Source organism: Bradyrhizobium sp. CCBAU 45384, from assembly GCF_028128665.1.
Lineage (GTDB): Bacteria > Pseudomonadota > Alphaproteobacteria > Rhizobiales > Xanthobacteraceae > Bradyrhizobium > Bradyrhizobium manausense.
On the sequence record NZ_LBIZ01000097.1, the window covers coordinates 16,634 to 32,263 of the forward strand.

General features: G+C 58.7%; 11 protein-coding genes and 1 pseudogene. 2 read left to right on the forward strand and 10 right to left on the reverse strand.

Going from position 1 to position 15,630, the window contains the following annotated elements; all coding sequences use genetic code 11:
- Nucleotides 1-137 precede the first annotated feature (137 nt).
- Together istB and istA are read right to left on the reverse strand one after the other, a co-directional pair.
- A complete protein-coding gene (istB, locus tag XH80_RS10030; RefSeq protein WP_271598456.1) occupies nt 138-881 on the reverse strand; it encodes an IS21-like element helper ATPase IstB in 744 nt (247 codons plus the stop codon).
- Nucleotides 882-894: 13 nt separating this feature from the next.
- The gene (gene istA, locus XH80_RS10035) at nt 895-2,433 is read right to left on the reverse strand and encodes an IS21 family transposase (RefSeq protein WP_271598457.1); all 1,539 of its coding nucleotides are present in this window, start codon (nt 2,431-2,433) and stop codon (nt 895-897) included.
- Between the two features lie 888 nt (nt 2,434-3,321).
- On the opposite strand from istA, the gene XH80_RS10040 reads away from it, so the two are divergent.
- Together XH80_RS10040 and XH80_RS43950 are read left to right on the forward strand one after the other, a co-directional pair.
- Nucleotides 3,322-4,527, forward strand: a complete 1,206-nt coding sequence (locus XH80_RS10040; RefSeq protein ID WP_271598458.1) for an IS256 family transposase — start codon at nt 3,322-3,324, stop codon at nt 4,525-4,527.
- 227 nt (nt 4,528-4,754) lie between these two features.
- Complete coding sequence (locus tag XH80_RS43950) at nt 4,755-5,246, forward strand: hypothetical protein (protein WP_442869136.1); 492 nt, start codon at nt 4,755-4,757, stop codon at nt 5,244-5,246.
- Nucleotides 5,247-5,862: 616 nt separating this feature from the next.
- On the opposite strand, the gene XH80_RS10045 is transcribed toward XH80_RS43950, so the two are convergent.
- The 8 genes and pseudogenes from XH80_RS10045 to XH80_RS10080 all read right to left on the reverse strand — a co-directional run bounded on the left by XH80_RS10045 (nt 5,863) and on the right by XH80_RS10080 (nt 15,272).
- Nucleotides 5,863-6,651 (reverse strand): class I SAM-dependent methyltransferase, encoded by a 789-nt coding sequence (locus XH80_RS10045; RefSeq protein ID WP_271598459.1) that lies wholly within the window; start codon nt 6,649-6,651, stop codon nt 5,863-5,865.
- A gap of 305 nt (nt 6,652-6,956) precedes the next feature.
- Nucleotides 6,957-7,311 (reverse strand): annotated as a pseudogene (locus XH80_RS10050) (IS3 family transposase); the annotation flags it as partial.
- An 896-nt stretch (nt 7,312-8,207) separates the two neighbouring features.
- Nucleotides 8,208-8,534 carry a 2Fe-2S iron-sulfur cluster-binding protein gene (locus XH80_RS10055; protein WP_271598460.1) on the reverse strand — a complete coding sequence of 109 codons (327 nt, stop codon included), beginning with the start codon at nt 8,532-8,534 and terminating at the stop codon, nt 8,208-8,210.
- A 9-nt stretch (nt 8,535-8,543) separates the two neighbouring features.
- Nucleotides 8,544-9,503: a cytochrome P450 gene (locus tag XH80_RS10060; RefSeq protein WP_271598461.1), complete on the reverse strand. Its 960-nt coding sequence runs from the start codon at nt 9,501-9,503 to the stop codon at nt 8,544-8,546.
- A 311-nt stretch (nt 9,504-9,814) separates the two neighbouring features.
- Nucleotides 9,815-10,984 carry a M24 family metallopeptidase gene (locus tag XH80_RS10065; RefSeq protein WP_271598462.1) on the reverse strand — a complete coding sequence of 390 codons (1,170 nt, stop codon included), beginning with the start codon at nt 10,982-10,984 and terminating at the stop codon, nt 9,815-9,817.
- Between the two features lie 38 nt (nt 10,985-11,022).
- Entirely contained in the window at nt 11,023-12,603 is a 1,581-nt protein-coding gene (locus XH80_RS10070; RefSeq protein ID WP_271598463.1) for an ABC transporter substrate-binding protein, read from the reverse strand.
- Between the two features lie 744 nt (nt 12,604-13,347).
- On the reverse strand, nt 13,348-14,079 hold the full coding sequence (locus XH80_RS10075; protein ID WP_271598464.1) for an aspartate/glutamate racemase family protein: 732 nt from the start codon (nt 14,077-14,079) through the stop codon (nt 13,348-13,350).
- Between the two features lie 101 nt (nt 14,080-14,180).
- Nucleotides 14,181-15,272 carry a helix-turn-helix domain-containing protein gene (locus tag XH80_RS10080; RefSeq protein WP_271598465.1) on the reverse strand — a complete coding sequence of 364 codons (1,092 nt, stop codon included), beginning with the start codon at nt 15,270-15,272 and terminating at the stop codon, nt 14,181-14,183.
- Nucleotides 15,273-15,630 lie beyond the last annotated feature (358 nt).

Genomic DNA, 15,630 nt, shown 5'->3' on the forward strand with positions numbered 1-15,630 from the left:
GGCTGGTGGGCTGGCTTGGAGATCGTCTCGGCGGTCCATGGGAGGGCCCCGTGCGCGGCGCGGAGTGCCCCACGAGCGACGGAGCGACGCGCGCGGGAGGGGCCTGTGGGCCGGCGGGACGATCGCGCGTGAGGTAGTCACGTCTTTTTCCTTTCGCTGGCCTGCCGGCGCAGGCTGTCGCCTTTGAGCTCGAGGCGGTGGGCATTGTGAATGATGCGATCCAATATCGCATCGCCGAGGGTGGGATCGGCAATGACGTCATGCCATTGCGACACGGGGACCTGACTTGTGATCAATAAGGATCCCTTGTCGTAGCGGTCATCGACGATCTCCAGCAGATCGCGACGCTGGTCGGCGGTGAGCGGTTCAGGTCCCCAGTCGTCGAGGATGAGGAGATTGACACGCTCAAGCGCGGCGATCAGTCGCGCCAGACGGCCTTCGCCACGCGCCTGGGCGAGATCGGCGAACAGGCGGGATGCCCGCTTGTAGAGGACGGAGAAGCCGTCGCGGCAGGCTTTGTTGCCGAGCGCGCAGGCAAGCCAGGACTTGCCGGTGCCGGTTGGTCCCACAATGACCAGGTGGTTGGCATCACGGATCCATTGGCAGGTAGCGAGGGTCTGGAAGAGCGAACGGTCGAGGCCGCGGGCGGTGCGATAGTCGACGTTCTCGATAGCGGCAGTTTGACGGAGCTTGGCACTGGTCAAGCGCCGCATGAGGCGGCGGTTGTCGCGGGCGGTGACCTCGCGATCGACGAGGAGGCCGAGCCAATCGGGGTGCGGCATCTCGGCCGCCTCGGGATTGTTCTGCAGTTCGACGAGGGTATCGGCCATGGCGGCGAGGCCGAGGGCGCGCAAGCGATCGACAGTGGGGTGAATGAGCACGATGATCTCCTGATCAGTTGTAGTAGCTGCGGCCACGGATGTTGGCGTGGAAGAGGATGGGCGCCTCCTCGGTGGGAGGAGCGGTTCTGTCGGTGCCGTTCTTGAGGATGGCGGCGACCGATTTGTAGGAACGGGCGTTGAGCAGAAGGGCACGGGCGCAGGCGGCGTCGACGCGCTCCTGGCCATAGCGCTTGACCAGCCCGAGAATGCCGATGGCCGAGCGGAAGCCCTGTTCCGGATGTGGCCGCGATCGCAGGATGACGTCGATCAGCGTCTGGGCATCGGGACCGACCTTGGCGGCTTCCGAACGAATGCGCTCAAGGGTCCAGTCGCGATAGCGGCGATGTGAGCTCGGCATATGCTCGGGAATCGTGGTCGGGCGATGTGGCAAGGTGCTGCGCAGATGCGACGCCACCCGCTTGCCGCGGAGAAATATCTCGACGGTCTTTTGGGTGATGCGGGCCTCAACCTCCTGATGAACGAGGTTGTGAGGGACGCTGTAGTAATGCTTGGCGATCTCGACGTGATAATCGAGGTTGACCCGGCAGCGCTTCCACTCGGCATACTCGTACGGTTCATCCGGCAAGGGGGTGAGCGCCGGATGATCGAGCTCCTGAAACAGTTCGCGCCGACTTCGCCCCCAGCTCCGGAGAGGTCGATCGTTCAACTCGACAAGGAGCGCGTAGATCGCCTCGTTGAGGGCGGCGAGCGAGAAGAAGCGGCGGTTGCGCAAGCGCGCCAGAATCCATCGCCCGACGATTTGGACCCCGACTTCGACCTTGGCTTTGTCGCGCGGCCGATACGGCCGCGCTGGAACGATGGCGGTGCGGTAATGGCGGGCGAGATCGGCATAGGTCCGGTTGACCATCGGCTCGTGGAAGCAAGCCCGGGTGATACCGGCCTTCAGATTGTCGCTCACCGTCTGCCGGGCCACGCCGCCGAAAAAGGCAAAGGCCCGAACGTGCGAGGCGATCCAGTCCGGCAGGCTCTGGCTGAGGCTGGCCTCGGCGTAGGTGTAGTTCGAGGCGCCGAGCACGGCGACGAAGATCTGCGTGCTGCGCACCTCACCCGTGAGCCCGTCAACCACCTCCATCGTGTGGCCGGAATAGTCGACGAACAGCTTCTCGCCGGCGACATGAACCTGGCGCAGGGTCGGCTTGAGGCGGCCGGCCCATTCCTTGTAGCGTTCGCAGAACCATGAGTAGCTGAAGCTGTCGGAGCTTGCGTCGCAATACTCCTCCCACAACAGCATCAGCGTGACGTTCGGGCGCCGCAGCTCGCGATGCACGAGCGCCCAATCCGGCTGCGGACGTTCGTCGCTGGGCCGATCAGAGGGTGGCGGATACAGGCGGTTCTCGAGCCGGACATCGTCATCCAGCTCTGGCCGCAACGGCCAGGTCAGGCCGGCGCGGCGGGCGCGGTTGAGGTACTTGCTGACCGTGCCTTGGGCCAAGCCGAGGCTGCGGGCAACGGCGCGTTGCGACATGCCGACGCTGTAGTGCAGGCGTAGAACTTCACGAATGTGGCGCATGGACAGTCTCTCTGTCGGCATCTCGATCCTCTGCGGTTGGGCAAAAGACCAAGGTAGCCGGGTTGCAGACTGTCAGCGGTGCGCGCCTCCCCGTTGCCCCCGATCATGATCGCTGGAAATAGCGATCACGATCGGCTGGAAACGATGATCACGATGCTCTGGAATGGGTGATCACGATGGCCTGGAATCGGTGATCACGATCGGCTGGAACACGCACAGCCTGCTTGGCCGCCGCGTTCACCCGCTCGAGGTTTGGCAGCAAGGCAATCCGGCTCTGCGTCCGGACCCTGGCCTCCTCGCGCAGGCTCCCCTCGGGCTGGTCCCTTCCCTCCATGCGTCTCGTTACCTTCGACGATTTCACAGGTACTATGAACCAGTCCGACTCCCGACCTCAGCTCGGTCAGCGGCTCCGGCAGTGCCTTGCCGCTGTCCCCCGCTGGAGACCAATCCAGCGGACCCGGTCGGGCCTCTCATGTTCCGATGTTTACCTTCCATGCGTGATGCGGCCATCGACCCCGACGGAGCGACATCGTCTTGCATATCGACGATGCTCATGCTGCCTTCGTGCTTAGGGAACACACTCGGCCTCCGCGAACATCCACCTTTCGAGGCTCATTCCCGCACCCCGCATGGCTCCTGTCTACACTTCGGACCCCGCGTTGCCGCGACGCCCGCAAGACTCGGTCCCGGCCTGCTTGCTACAGCTTTGGCCGGATGGGACTTGCACCCACAAGCAATCACCAGCTTGGCATGACGTACTCCCCAGTAGTGGTGTAGTTCGGTAGAGCAAAGCCGCCCGGACGCGCGCCCTCAAATAGCGCCGTAGCGGGCGGGCGGCTTTGCGGTGGTCACCGGCAGTTCTCCGGTAGGATCGGGTTGCGACACGCCAACGCAACCGAGGAACCACCGATGACCGACGACATGATGAACCTGCGCACGCTCGTGGAGAAGACCCCTGATGCCGATCTGTTGCGTGAGATGATCGGCTTTGCAGCCCAGCGGCTGATGGAGCTGGAAGTCGAAGGCCAGACCGGGGCCGCCTACGGCGAGAAGAACCCCGAACGTCTGGCCCAGCGCAACGGCTACCGCGACCGCGACCGGATCTGGGAGACCCGCGCCGGGGCGGTCGAGTTGCGCATCCCCAAGCTGCGCAAGGGCTCCTACTTTCCGGGCTTTCTGGAGCCGCGCCGCATGGCCGAGAAGGCTCTGACCGCCGTGGTGCAGGAAGCCTATGTGCAGGGCGTCTCGACCCGTTCGGTGGACGATCTCGTCCAGGCGATGGGAATGAGCGGCATCTCCAAGAGCCAGGTGAGCCGGCTGTGCGGAGAGATCGACGAGAAGGTGAAGGCCTTTCTCGCCCGGCCGATCGAGGGCGACTGGCCATATCTGTGGATCGACGCCACGTATGTGAAGGTGCGTCAGAACGGCCGCATCGTCTCTGTCGCGGTGATCGTCGCGGTCGGCGTCAACAGCGACGGTCGGCGCGAGGTTCTCGGCATGGACATCGGCCCATCCGAGGCCGAGACGTTCTGGACCGCGTTCCTTCGCAAACTCGCCCGCCGCGGCCTGCGTGGCGTCAAGCTGGTCGTCTCCGACGCCCATGAGGGCATCAAGGCCACCGTAGCCAAGGTGCTCAATGCCTCCTGGCAGCGCTGCCGCGTCCACTTCATGCGCAACGCGCTGGCACATGCCGGCAAGAGCGGACGGCGCGTCGTCTCCGCCTTCATCGCCACCGCCTTTGCCCAAGAGGATGCCGAGGCCGCAAAGACACAGTGGCGCAAGGTCGCCGACCAGCTTCGTCCCAAGCTGCCAAAGCTTGCCGGCTTCCTCGACGAGGCCGAGACCGACGTGCTCGCCTACATGACGTTCCCGCCGCAGCACCGGACCAAGCTACACTCGACCAATCCGATCGAACGCCTCAATGGTGAGATCAAGCGGCGCACCGAGGTCATCGGCATCTTCCCCAACGAAGACGCCATCGTCCGCCTCATCGGCGCGATCCTGCTCGAACAGAACGATGAATGGGCCGTCCAGCGTGCCCGCTACATGACGCTGGAAACCATCGCGCCCTTGAGCGATGATCCCACCGTCAGCCTTCCGGCTATTGCCAGCTGACCTGCCCGGCCCTGGCCGGTGAACGCGGTGACCCGCCGCCTGCTACACCACGCAATGGGACACGATCCGATGCGCCCGAAGACGGCGCAGGCGCTGGCTCTGAGAGCCCGGATCGTACTGACCTGCGCGGACGGCGGTCAAAACAAGGAAGTGGCGGACAAGCCAGGCCTGGAGCGGCGACAGTAGGCACATGGCGGCGGCGCTCTGTGGAGCAGCGCGTGGCCGGGATGCACGACGAGCCGCGTTCCGGGGCGCCGCGTACCATTGGCGATGCCTCAATCGAAGCCGTGGTCGTGCGGACGCTAGAAAGCTGCCCCGAGAACGGTACCCACTGGAGTTCTCGCGGCATGGCGAAGGCCAGCGGCCTGTCGCGACGGTGCAACGCATCTGGCGGGCCTTCGGGCTGCAGCCGCGCCGACTGGACGCGTCCAAGCTCTCGACAAATCCGAATTTGTGACCAAGGTGCGCGACGACGTCGGCCTTTACGTCTCGCAACCCGAGCACGCCATCGTTCTGTCTTGGACGAGAAATCGCAAATCCAGGCGCTGGACTGGAGTCAGCCGATGCTGCCGATGCGTCCCGGCCAGCCGGCCGAAGGAGCCATGACTACAAGAGGCACGGCACCAAATCGCTGTTCGAAGCCCTCGACATTGCGACCGGAGGGTCATCGGAAAGTGCTACGGACGCTACCCGCGCCGCCGAGTTGCGCAAGTTCCTAGACGAGATCGAGGCCGCCATGCCGCGCGAGCTCGACGTGCATCTCGTCATGGATAACTATGCCACGCACAGACCCCGCTGATACGGAAATGGCTGGCCAAACGGCCCACGTTGGCATGTGCACCTGACCCCGACCAGTTCGTCATGGCTCAATCATGTCGAACTTCCGGTTCAGGACCCTAGCACCCGAGCTACTCACCATCGTTTCAGTGACCACGAGACACAGTGACACAGTGCCTGCCAGGGCGAGAAATATAGGGTTCGATGTAAAGGACTGTTTAGAAGCCGGCTTGGAGGGCTAAAGCGCTCCTGAACGGCAGCGCGGACAGTTGGCCGCGTCGCTGGCCGGTCGGACGACCGAGCGGTCATCAGTGTGGGATGATCAGATCGGACGGCGACCGGCAAAAGTCAGAGAGGCTGGACCGCTCGCTGTAGCGATAAGATAGGGTCGACGTCATCCTGCTCGCCGATCCTGACCATGAGGAAGCAATGCTGATCTCTTGGCTGATGATGGAGAAGCATCCTTCCAGCATCGATTCCCGTAATGACCATTCTAGTGTCGCGAGACCATCCATATGTGGCATTACGATTAATCCGATTTAGATCTTCCTAAGACATTCAGTTCCTCGAGAGTTTTCTCACGGTCCAGGATCTGGTGCGGAATCGCCTCGTGAAGGATTCGGAAGGAAGCATGTCTTCGATTACGGCAAGAATCTCTTGCCAGCGAGCTGGACTGACTTGGCTGACGATGTCATGATTGCAGTTCCACCCCTCCATCGTCTGACCGCGTGTTTGCTGTTCGAAAATCGTGGATTCGATCTGAAGACAATCGCCAAACTGGCCTGACTTAAGGAGAATGCCTTCAACATTGTCCATCACACGCAAGGCGCATCTGTAGGCACGTTCGAGGCCAGGCTCGATCTCTTCAATGCGTTCTTCAATGCTGTGACGAAGATTATCGTCGCAGAGGTTCCAGATAGCCGTGAAAAATCCACCCGGTCGAAGCACGCGGTCAAATTCAGAAAGCGTCCGTTGGGGATCGACGCAATGGAAGGCTGTCCCCATGCAGATCCAATCGACGCTTGCGTCCGTTAGCAACGTCATTTCGGCACTGCCGGCGAGCCAGCGAAATCCATGCTCAGCGCGAAGCCAGCTTTGTCCTTGTTCACGCATTGCGTCATTGGGCTCGACCGCGTAGCCAGTGAAACCTAGGTCGGACAGCTGAAGAGCGAGCGTGCCCGTGCCAGCACCGACGTCTGCAACACAAAAACTCTCTTGGCCATCACAGACATGCGATTTCAAGCAGCGCAGGACTGACATGGCGTAACTCGGTGCCAACTTGTGATAGTGCTTGGCCATGTTGCTGAAGTCGCCATAGCGCGGCGCGGCCGTAGTGGTCGTAGTCATACTTTGCCCTCGCGTTGATGCCGGAAGTGGCAGGCAAGCATCTTTTTAAGCCTCCCTCCCAGGGTTTTCGTTGGATAGAAGCCTTTTCGAGGCCAAATCCGACGACGATACCATCAGAATGGGATGACATTGTAACCTACCGCCTCTGATAGGCCGCCCAAGTGGCCTTCGTGGCTGGCATGTAGTGCATCACCCGATACCCGATGCGCTAGGGACAAACCGAAGAACGCGGCGCACAAGAGCGCCATTGCGGTTTCGCTGCGACCTACACAGAGCTCGTAGGGCACCTCGGCCTCGCCGCCGCAGGCGACGCGCCGTCCTGAGATCGACGTCTCTAGAATGGTGCCCAGGCTTTCCTTAGTGCCCTGTCGACGATTTTGATGGGGAAGCGCGGGCCGGTGGCGAACTAGTCGTGGACGAAGTCCAGCGACCAGTTTGGCCTCGCCTCGGTCAAGACCGAGGCACGGGTCCCACAGCTTTGCGGCAAGCCCGCCGCTTGCGGATGGTGAGCCCTTCCTTCACGACAAAGCCGGGAGGTCCGATTGATCCCTTAGGGCTCTCGCCCATCTGTCGAAGTATGACGAATAGCCGGCAGTAGCCTAACCGCCACCGCTCGAAAAAGGAATGTCTCGACAATTGCTGAAACGAACCCGGCAACACCGCCCTAAGTCCGCCGTTGACGCTGTTCCGATACGCAGCGATGTCTTCGCTGAGCAGTCCCTTGACGGCTTGGCAGACGCTTCCTGCTATGTATGGCAATTGATTGGAATATGGATTAGGACACCTGCTATAATGCCCCACCGCGCGAAAAGCGTGACCAGGACGATCATTGAGGCGTCAGCCTTGCGCAAAGTGCCAAGCAGAGGTTCAAGCAATAGTAGAAGAGAGGCTCTATCATATTGTTCACCTCGTGTCCGCGCGGATCACTCCCGAGTTGGTGCGCACGAATTCGTCGGGCCCATCAAGCCTCCCTTCACTTACTGGCGGAGCAAGCAGCTAGCCCATCAATACGATGGACTGTGCAAGCGCACTTAACAACGAAGTGCCTGCAAAGCGAGGAATTCCGCAGACTCGAGCGCTCATCTCGACGCCTTCGCGCCTCTTTGGTCAACCGTGATGGTGGCCCTCTTCCAACAACCGAACCGATGATTATGTTTCGCTCCAGCCGAATTGATAGGTGCTCAAGGCTCTGACGCATCACGTTGATCCCGCCCGATCCGTTAAGCGCTATCACGTACTGCACGAGATCGCGTTTGACTGCATGGGGATAGACGCACTCGGTTATGCGCAAGTGCCAGCCCTACTCTTGGTCGCCGGGATGCCGACGATCTGGCCAGCGTTGTAGCTAGATGCAGTTCAGGCCTTGTCGCTGTCGCATTGATTGACCGAATGAGCGGGGCTTCTGGGCCTCAGAATTATGAGTTCCACGATCAGTAGCGACTGCCACTTCGAGCCCCGGTGAAAGCGATAAAGACCATCCACGACAGGTATGGACTCCATTGCACCAAGAACAGGGTTCCCGCGCAGCGGATTGGGCACCTCAAACAGGGTGACTGCTACGCGTCGTCAAGACCGGAGCCTGGCGCAAGCGTGACAGTCAGGCTGTCCAACTCGTCAGAGAGCGGGATCTGACAGGCAAGCCGCGAGTTTAGGCGCCGCTCGGGAGCGATATCCAACATGGCATCTTCGTTTTCGTCTGCGGGTTTGAGCTTACTGAGTGAGGCCTCCTCGACGTACACATGGCAAGTACCACACGATGCGCAACCGCCGCACTGAGCTGCTAGATCCAATCCGGCGTCGCAAATTGCGCGCATCAATGTAGATGCTGACACATCCTTGAGCTCAATCTTCTGACCATTTCGGTTAACAATCGTCAGTCTCATGTCACGTCCTTAGCAAACCACGTGCAGTGGACCGAAAGAACGATGAGAGAAACCACGAAACCGCGGCGGCCCTCTCTTGTCATCCAAACGCACTTCCGGCAATCGGGCAATGAGGCTCTTCAGACACTCCCTGATCATGAGTCTTGCCAAATGCAGCCCCGGACACATTCGCGGCCCGACGCTAAATGCAAGATGATCGGTGGGTCGCTTTCTCGCTAAGTCAACCATATGCGGGTGCAAATATCGACTTCGATCACGATTTGCTGCCGCGTGCACCATGCAGATGTTGTCGCCTCTCTTTATTTTCACCCCCGCTAGCGATACGTCGATATTCGCCGTGCGAAACCGGAACTGGATCGACCCGAGGAGACGCAAGCTCTCCTCTACAAGCGCGTTGAGGGCACCCTCCTGCCCCTTCACAGCTTCTCGCGCGCTGGCGTTCGTCAGATAAAGATATATGGCATTCGCAATGGCATTCGTTGTCGTTTCTCCTGAGGCGATTGCAATGTCCCTGACGATCGAGAGAACGTCTCCAACTTCGACGTTAGCCCAATATTGAGGGACAAGGGTCCAGAGTTGACTTATTAGATCATCGCCAGACGTCTCGCGACGCTTAACGATGAGTGGACGGAAAATATTGCTAAGTTCGACAGAGGCCATCTTGCCTTGCCCGATCTTGTCTTCGCTGCGCTGGTCGTAAGCCCAGGCCACAACATTCCGATGGCATTTGGCAATGGTGCTGATGAGTTCGTCGTCCCTCCAGGGGAGTCCAAACAATGACGCCATAACACGGGACGGTACCACAAAAGCGAATTCTGAAACCAACTCGGCGCTCCCTCGCGCCTGAATCTGATCTATAGCATCGTTGACGATAGGCAACACATGCTCAGTTCGGTATTGCGTCATCGCCGATGGGCTGAGGACCTTAAGGTAGAGCGGACGCAAACGCGCGTGCTCTTCACCGGTCAATTGGGTTACAGAGACTCTCCCGCCCCTGATTTCGTGCGACAGTGCAGCCGAGCCTGTATCTCCCCCTCCTCCATACGAACTTTCATCCGACTCAATTACCTTGCAGAGCTCGTAACTAAGGATTAGCCAGCACCGCATGCCTGGATCCCATACAACATCCCCCCTGCTTCGCAATTCATCGTAGACTGGGAATGGATCCTTTTCCGCGAGTGAGAGCATGGACCAATCGGGTGAAAACAAGGAAGTCGTAGCATCGTTCATTGAAACATCCTCCTCACGGGCTTAGGTCGAGTTTCTCACTGGCCGATTGCTCACGACGCGATTATCGGAAGTTCCGCCGGTGAAAGAACGCTGAGGAATTCATTCTGGTCCGCGCCAACACAAATGACCTCTTCGAACTGGAAGACTCCATGCTCGCTTTCGAGCTTCGGTTCCACGTGCAGCACCATCCCAGGCTTGATTACCTCGGTGCTGCTGGGCGCGATTGACGGCGGCTCGGTGAAGTCCAGCCCGCTGCCGTGGCCGATCCGACCCGCGCCGAACGGCTTGGTGAGCCCAGCAGACTTCCAAAGGTTTGCAAACAGCTCATAGGCGTCCCCACATGTAGAGCCGGCTCTAATGCTCCGACAGACCTCATGGGTGACGTGGCGCACGGCTGTGTAGGTATCCTGCTCGATGGCACTCGGTACGCCTGCTCGAGCAATTCTATTGCGGTCGGCCGCATAGCCGCCATACGAATGATAAAAATCCGTCCAGATGTAATCGCCAATTTCGAGGCGCCGCTCTGTGGGCTTGCGGGCATAGGCAAAAGAGTTGTGACCGAAGATCACTGGGAACGGCTCGATCTTGTCAGCGCCATTTTTGATGAGCTCGAACTGGAGTTCGTGGTATAAGGATATTTCGCTGACCCCGGGCCTAGCGCATCGCAGAACGTTGTCGAATGCCCGATTGGCGATGTCCAGTGAAGCACGTATCAATTGGAGTTCGAAGGCACTCTTGATGACGCGGACATTCCAGATGATGTTTCCCGCTTCGACGACGCTGGCATTTCGTGCGAGTCCCTCTACCAAAGGCAGTGACCCCGCACCTGCGTGATCCTGGCCGTAGTCCAAGCCGATCTTCGCTGCCTTGCCCTCGATTGATTGGGAGGCTGCTAAAGCCATTTCCGTCGATTCTGCAACAAACCCACTGTATAAATGTGTCTCGCAATGGAACTCCATGGGACCGATAAGCGACTCGTACATTCGAGGTGCGACGAGGCCTACCCCTGATCGTCCGATTAGCAGCAATGAGGGGCGCGTGCGGTCTCCACCGTTTCGCCAGCCCGAAAAATATTCAATGTTCGCTTTTGAGGTAAGCACCATCAGATCGACGGAGACATTCTCCATCTCCGATCGCAATCGCTCGACACGACCCGCGATCTCCGCAGGCACAGCTTTCGGAGGAGGTCCATACGGTTCAGTGTTGAGATGAGTATTCACGAATAGCTCCTCCACTGGGTGATGCCTGGTAGTTGAGGTCACGCTTTGTCGACGCCCCACCAGACCCTAAACCATTGAAATGGGCCCGGCATGGCATTGTGGATGTTGTTGCGCATCACTACCGGCTGAACCCATTGCCCGAAATTGACGTGCGGCACGAACGTCCAAGCGTTCGCCTGGAGGTCTCTTGCGATCCTCTTGCGCTCCTCGATGGTATCGGCTTGTAACCATTTTCTACGCAGCTCCTCATGCGTAGAATTGGTCGGCCAACCATACCACGTGCCGTCAGCCTTATAATAGCTCGCAGCCGGGCTGCCGTAATCCGCGGCAGAGCTTGCGGTCACAAAGAGATTCCACCCCCCTTGATGAGGCGGTCCCTTGCTATTGCGACGCTGCTCCAAAGCGGCCCAGTCGACCGCCGCCATTTCCACGTTGATACCAGCGCTGCGCATCTGCTGGGCGAGGATCTCCGCTGAGTTCTTGGTCACGTACCAGTCCACTGACTGCAGCAAGACGACCGGGCGCCCGTCATAACCGCCTTCTTTTAGGAGTTGCTTTGCGTGGGCATAATCGGGGGCGGTCTTGAACCAGGAGGTATTGGCATCGTTCTCCATCGGGACGTCACAGCCAAAGTACGAAGCGCAGGGCTTGTAGTAGTTGGGGTGGGCGAAGCTGGCCTTGAGATAGTCGATCTGCTTGACGATGTGCAACATCGCCTGTCGGCACTTGACGTTGTCAAACGGTGGCTGAAGGCAATTGAATTGGATCCAGCCGATAGTCCCGGGGGAATTGAGCACCTCGAGCTTCAGGTCTTTGCTTTGGGTGAGCTGATCTAGCGCGTCGATCGGCGGATCACTATAAAAATCGATCTCGCCAGCTTGCAGAGCGGCGAGGGCGGTCTGCGCATCCGGAATGTTGACGTACATGACGCGATCGACGTTGACGACCTTGCCACCGGCAAAACCGCTGGGCGCTTCGCTACGCGGCACGTAGTTGGGATTCCTGTCGTATACATACTGCGAGCCCGACTTGGTCTCGCCTGCATTGAATTTGAAGGGCCCGGAGCCGACGATTGTATCAATCTTCTGGCCCGGGTCGGTCTCCGCCTCCTTTTTGCGCATGATGAAACACAACCTGCCAAGCGCATCAAGGACGAGGCCATCTCGTTCCTTCAGCCGGATAGTGAAGGTTCTCCTATCCTTAGCTGAGATATCCTTCACTTGCTCCATCAAGTTCGGACCCCAGTCGGCTCGCGCACCCCAGCGGCGGATCGAGGGAATGACGTCGGCCGTTGTCACCTCGGTACCATCATGGAATCGAAGTCCGTCGCGCAGTTCGAACGTCCATGTCAACTTGTCGTCGGACTGTCCGTACTTGCCAACCATTTGCGGCCGTGGCACTTGCTGCGAGTCTACGCCGAATAGCGTGTCGTAGACCATGAACGCGTGCTGCCAAGTCGCGTTTGCCGTACTTAGAACAGGGTCAAAGACGGTGATGTTTCCAGCTGTCTTGATGACCTTGCCGGCAAACCGCTGGCCCAGCGCGATTCGGGGCGCGGCGAGCGATCCGGCAACCGCGAGCCCCCCTTGCAAGACTTCGCGACGTGTGAAAGTGCCCATGCCTGTCTCCTCTCGTCTTCAGGACATAAAAATCATGAAGTTACGCGCGAATGCAAATGCGGGTGGGATTACTAGATTCGGCGCGAAGCCCCCTTCGAGCACGGCGACTTGTGGAGCGCGGGGGCGGCTTCATGCTGGCACAGCCCCGGGTACTCGGCACCTGATCGAGCGCTTGGTGGATCCGTGTTGGCGTTTCAATTTTATCTCCTTACGCTCAGCCAATGCGGCTAGCGACTCGGATAGCGCAACGTCGCCATCTTGACTTTCAAAAAGTAGCTTAGGCGCCGAGATCAAAAACTGCTTTTTGTGCGCCCTGCGAACAGTAAACCTGCGCAGAAAGCACAATGGGCAACGGTCGATGCAGAAATGCGAATGGGGTCGGGAGTCCGTTGAGATTGGGACCGCGGTCTCATAGTTTACCCACTGCCCTCGCCGTCGCTCGACCTCCCGATCGTAGCCAGCACGCATAGTTTGAAGCTTGGCTTCTCGGCCCGCAAAAAGTCCCCCACTCAGTAGGATTTGACCTACAGGCGTCCAGCAAGGCCTCAACGAGCCCGCGTATAGTTCGATCAAGCTCCGAGTTTGCCGTCTCGTGGACGCACTTCCTCCAAACCATTGCGGTGTAATCGAAAATTTCAAAATGGGCACCAAGCTGACTGAACCAGATGGTTCAGGGGTCCTACCGAGAGGATAGTGGGGCTATAGGTGCCCCCTGATATCAATGGTCCGGGACCTGCACGTCTGCTATTGACGGCTCTCGTTGACACTGGCGGAGAAGGATTGACCCGCGAGCGCATGCGCCACTGCTGACTGGCAATGCAATTCAGTCGTAGAGAACGCAGGCAATGGGGATTGCTCCTGGCTTAAAAGCAAGGGAATCTCCGTACAAGCGAGCGCAACGCTATCTGCGCCTCTTGCTGCTAAGTCCGCGATAATAGACTGATATCTTTCACGCGTAGCATCGAGAAAGCGATTGTGTACGAGCTCCTCGTAGATGCTATCGTGAATAATTTTTCTTTGGGGCTCGCTGGGAATGATGGCGTCCAATCCATTCTGAGCGAAGATTTTCGGATAAAAATCGCATTCCATCGTCTTTCGAACACCTAAAATAGCCACGCGCTTCAAGCCCCTCGCTTTGACAGCTTCGGCGGTTACCTGCGCAATATGTAGGAAAGGTATGTTGATCATCGGCTGGATCACAGGGACAAACCTGTGGACGTCATTGCAGGCAATAATAATGAAGTCGGCTCCGGCCGCTTGAAGCATGCTGGCGGACTGCGCAATCTGCCTGCAAGCCGCAACTTCATCGTTGCGGTCGATAACTGCGGTGACGTACTCTTGTCGATTTACGCTCTCCAGCACAATCCGGGCCGATGTTACGCCTCCTGCCTTTGACCGAGTTATCTCGTTGATACGCTTGTAGTACTCGGCAGTCGATACCCAGCTTAGACCGCCGATCATACCGATTTTTTTCACGTTATCTACCTCGGAGAAGATTGACTGAAATGTTTGCGCCTCCGGTAAGAAGGTGGCGAGAGCTGCTTAAGCAGCGCCCCGTCTCCCGAGACAAGCCTCTTCTAAACGCACAAACGACCGGAGTGTCGCATGCGCATCTCGCGTGCTGTTTTGCCAAATCGGCGCTTAAGCGCGAGACAAAGATTCGATGAATGATTGTAGCCGGTTTCGAACGCTATCTGCTTTAGCGGCATGGTTGTATTCTCAATTAGCATGCGCGCCTTATGTATCCGTCGGCGGTTGAGATATTGAGGGACAGCCATGCCCGTCAGATCGCGAAAAGCAGCTGAAAACGTAGTGGTGGGAAGACCGACCAGCCGGGCGAGATCGGACGGCGAGGGCGGGCTCTGCAGAGTATTGTCGAGCATACTCCGGGCGCGAAGAATCTTGGCTGGGAGTGCTTCGTCCATCAATTCAGGCCCTTCGACACTCGGAAGCATCGCGTCAAGGCCGAGGTAGAGCAATTCGACCGCCTTGAGCGTTAGAAATTCGCGACGCCAACGTTTATGGATGGCTGGGCTGAGCATTTGGTATGCGGCCTGCTCCATGGCCGAGTTCAGAGGCTGCTCAACCCACTTGGCTCCAGACTGCCGCGGGGGGCAATTCGCCAGACGCCGAAGAGCCTCACAAAGCGCGCGCGACGGGCGGCTTGTCCAGAGGTCGACAAAGATCGCGCTTTGCGTCTTGTCACGGGTTCGTATTCTCTGATTTGGGATGGCGTCTTCCGGTTGATAATATACTGCGAAGGTTGGCTGGTTCAGCTCGTGCCACTCCGAATGACCGAGCTCAATCTCGCGTTTCCCTGCGAGATGAAAGATGAAAATGAGTCTACAAATTCCGGCCTCCCCATCGCGGAATAGGTTTCTCGGGCCGACTCGTCTCTCTTCCAACAGGGGGACTCCATCTTCAGTGTGACTTGAACGCAATCGCAATAACAGCCCGTCGGCGCCGCTCATCAACTCGACGTCGCGAATCCCGCTCGCATCTGCCCCCATTTCTGATTTAGGTAATTGGCATTCGAGCCGTTTAAGCGTCGCGGAATATAACAATTCGGGGTCCTCGTCTTTATGACCGCCATCAGGAGGAGGATATGCATTCGCGGGTAAGATCGATCCGCTGCTTCCATGAACCTGCGAATTCGCCCGCGCCGCCATCGCTTGAGTTCCTAAGTTGGCGCACTGCGTGAAACGGGGCGGCGGCTATTTCTTGCAACGCACGCGGAAGTCGAAGTCGCGCGACCAGCAGAGGCCGGTTGCGCGCCCCAGCGAGCATAGCGCTGGCCGAGAGGAGAACATTTTATGTGGGTTGATCCACGCCGCTCGACAGCCTTGCATCAGGATTCATCCGAAAATTCCCTGAGGAGCGAGCATCCCCAAGCTTCTGTATATATACGATATACGCCGGTCATGAATTTACGCATTTTGCTTCTTAGACGCATGAAAAAGTCGTTCTTTGAGCGGTAGAGGAGATTTTCTGCGTCCGCAGGCGGTGGGGACCTCTCGAAGGTTGCTG

Coding starts and splice junctions, on each gene's coding strand:
- istA (WP_271598457.1), bottom strand. CDS start 2,433: ATGCCGACAGAGAGACTGTCCATGCGCCACATTCGTGAAGTTCTACGC.
- XH80_RS10040 (WP_271598458.1), top strand. CDS start 3,322: ATGACCGACGACATGATGAACCTGCGCACGCTCGTGGAGAAGACCCCT.
- XH80_RS43950 (WP_442869136.1), top strand. CDS start 4,755: ATGCACGACGAGCCGCGTTCCGGGGCGCCGCGTACCATTGGCGATGCC.
- XH80_RS10045 (WP_271598459.1), bottom strand. CDS start 6,651: ATGACTACGACCACTACGGCCGCGCCGCGCTATGGCGACTTCAGCAAC.
- XH80_RS10055 (WP_271598460.1), bottom strand. CDS start 8,534: ATGAGACTGACGATTGTTAACCGAAATGGTCAGAAGATTGAGCTCAAG.
- XH80_RS10070 (WP_271598463.1), bottom strand. CDS start 12,603: ATGGGCACTTTCACACGTCGCGAAGTCTTGCAAGGGGGGCTCGCGGTT.
- XH80_RS10080 (WP_271598465.1), bottom strand. CDS start 15,272: ATGGCGGCGCGGGCGAATTCGCAGGTTCATGGAAGCAGCGGATCGATC.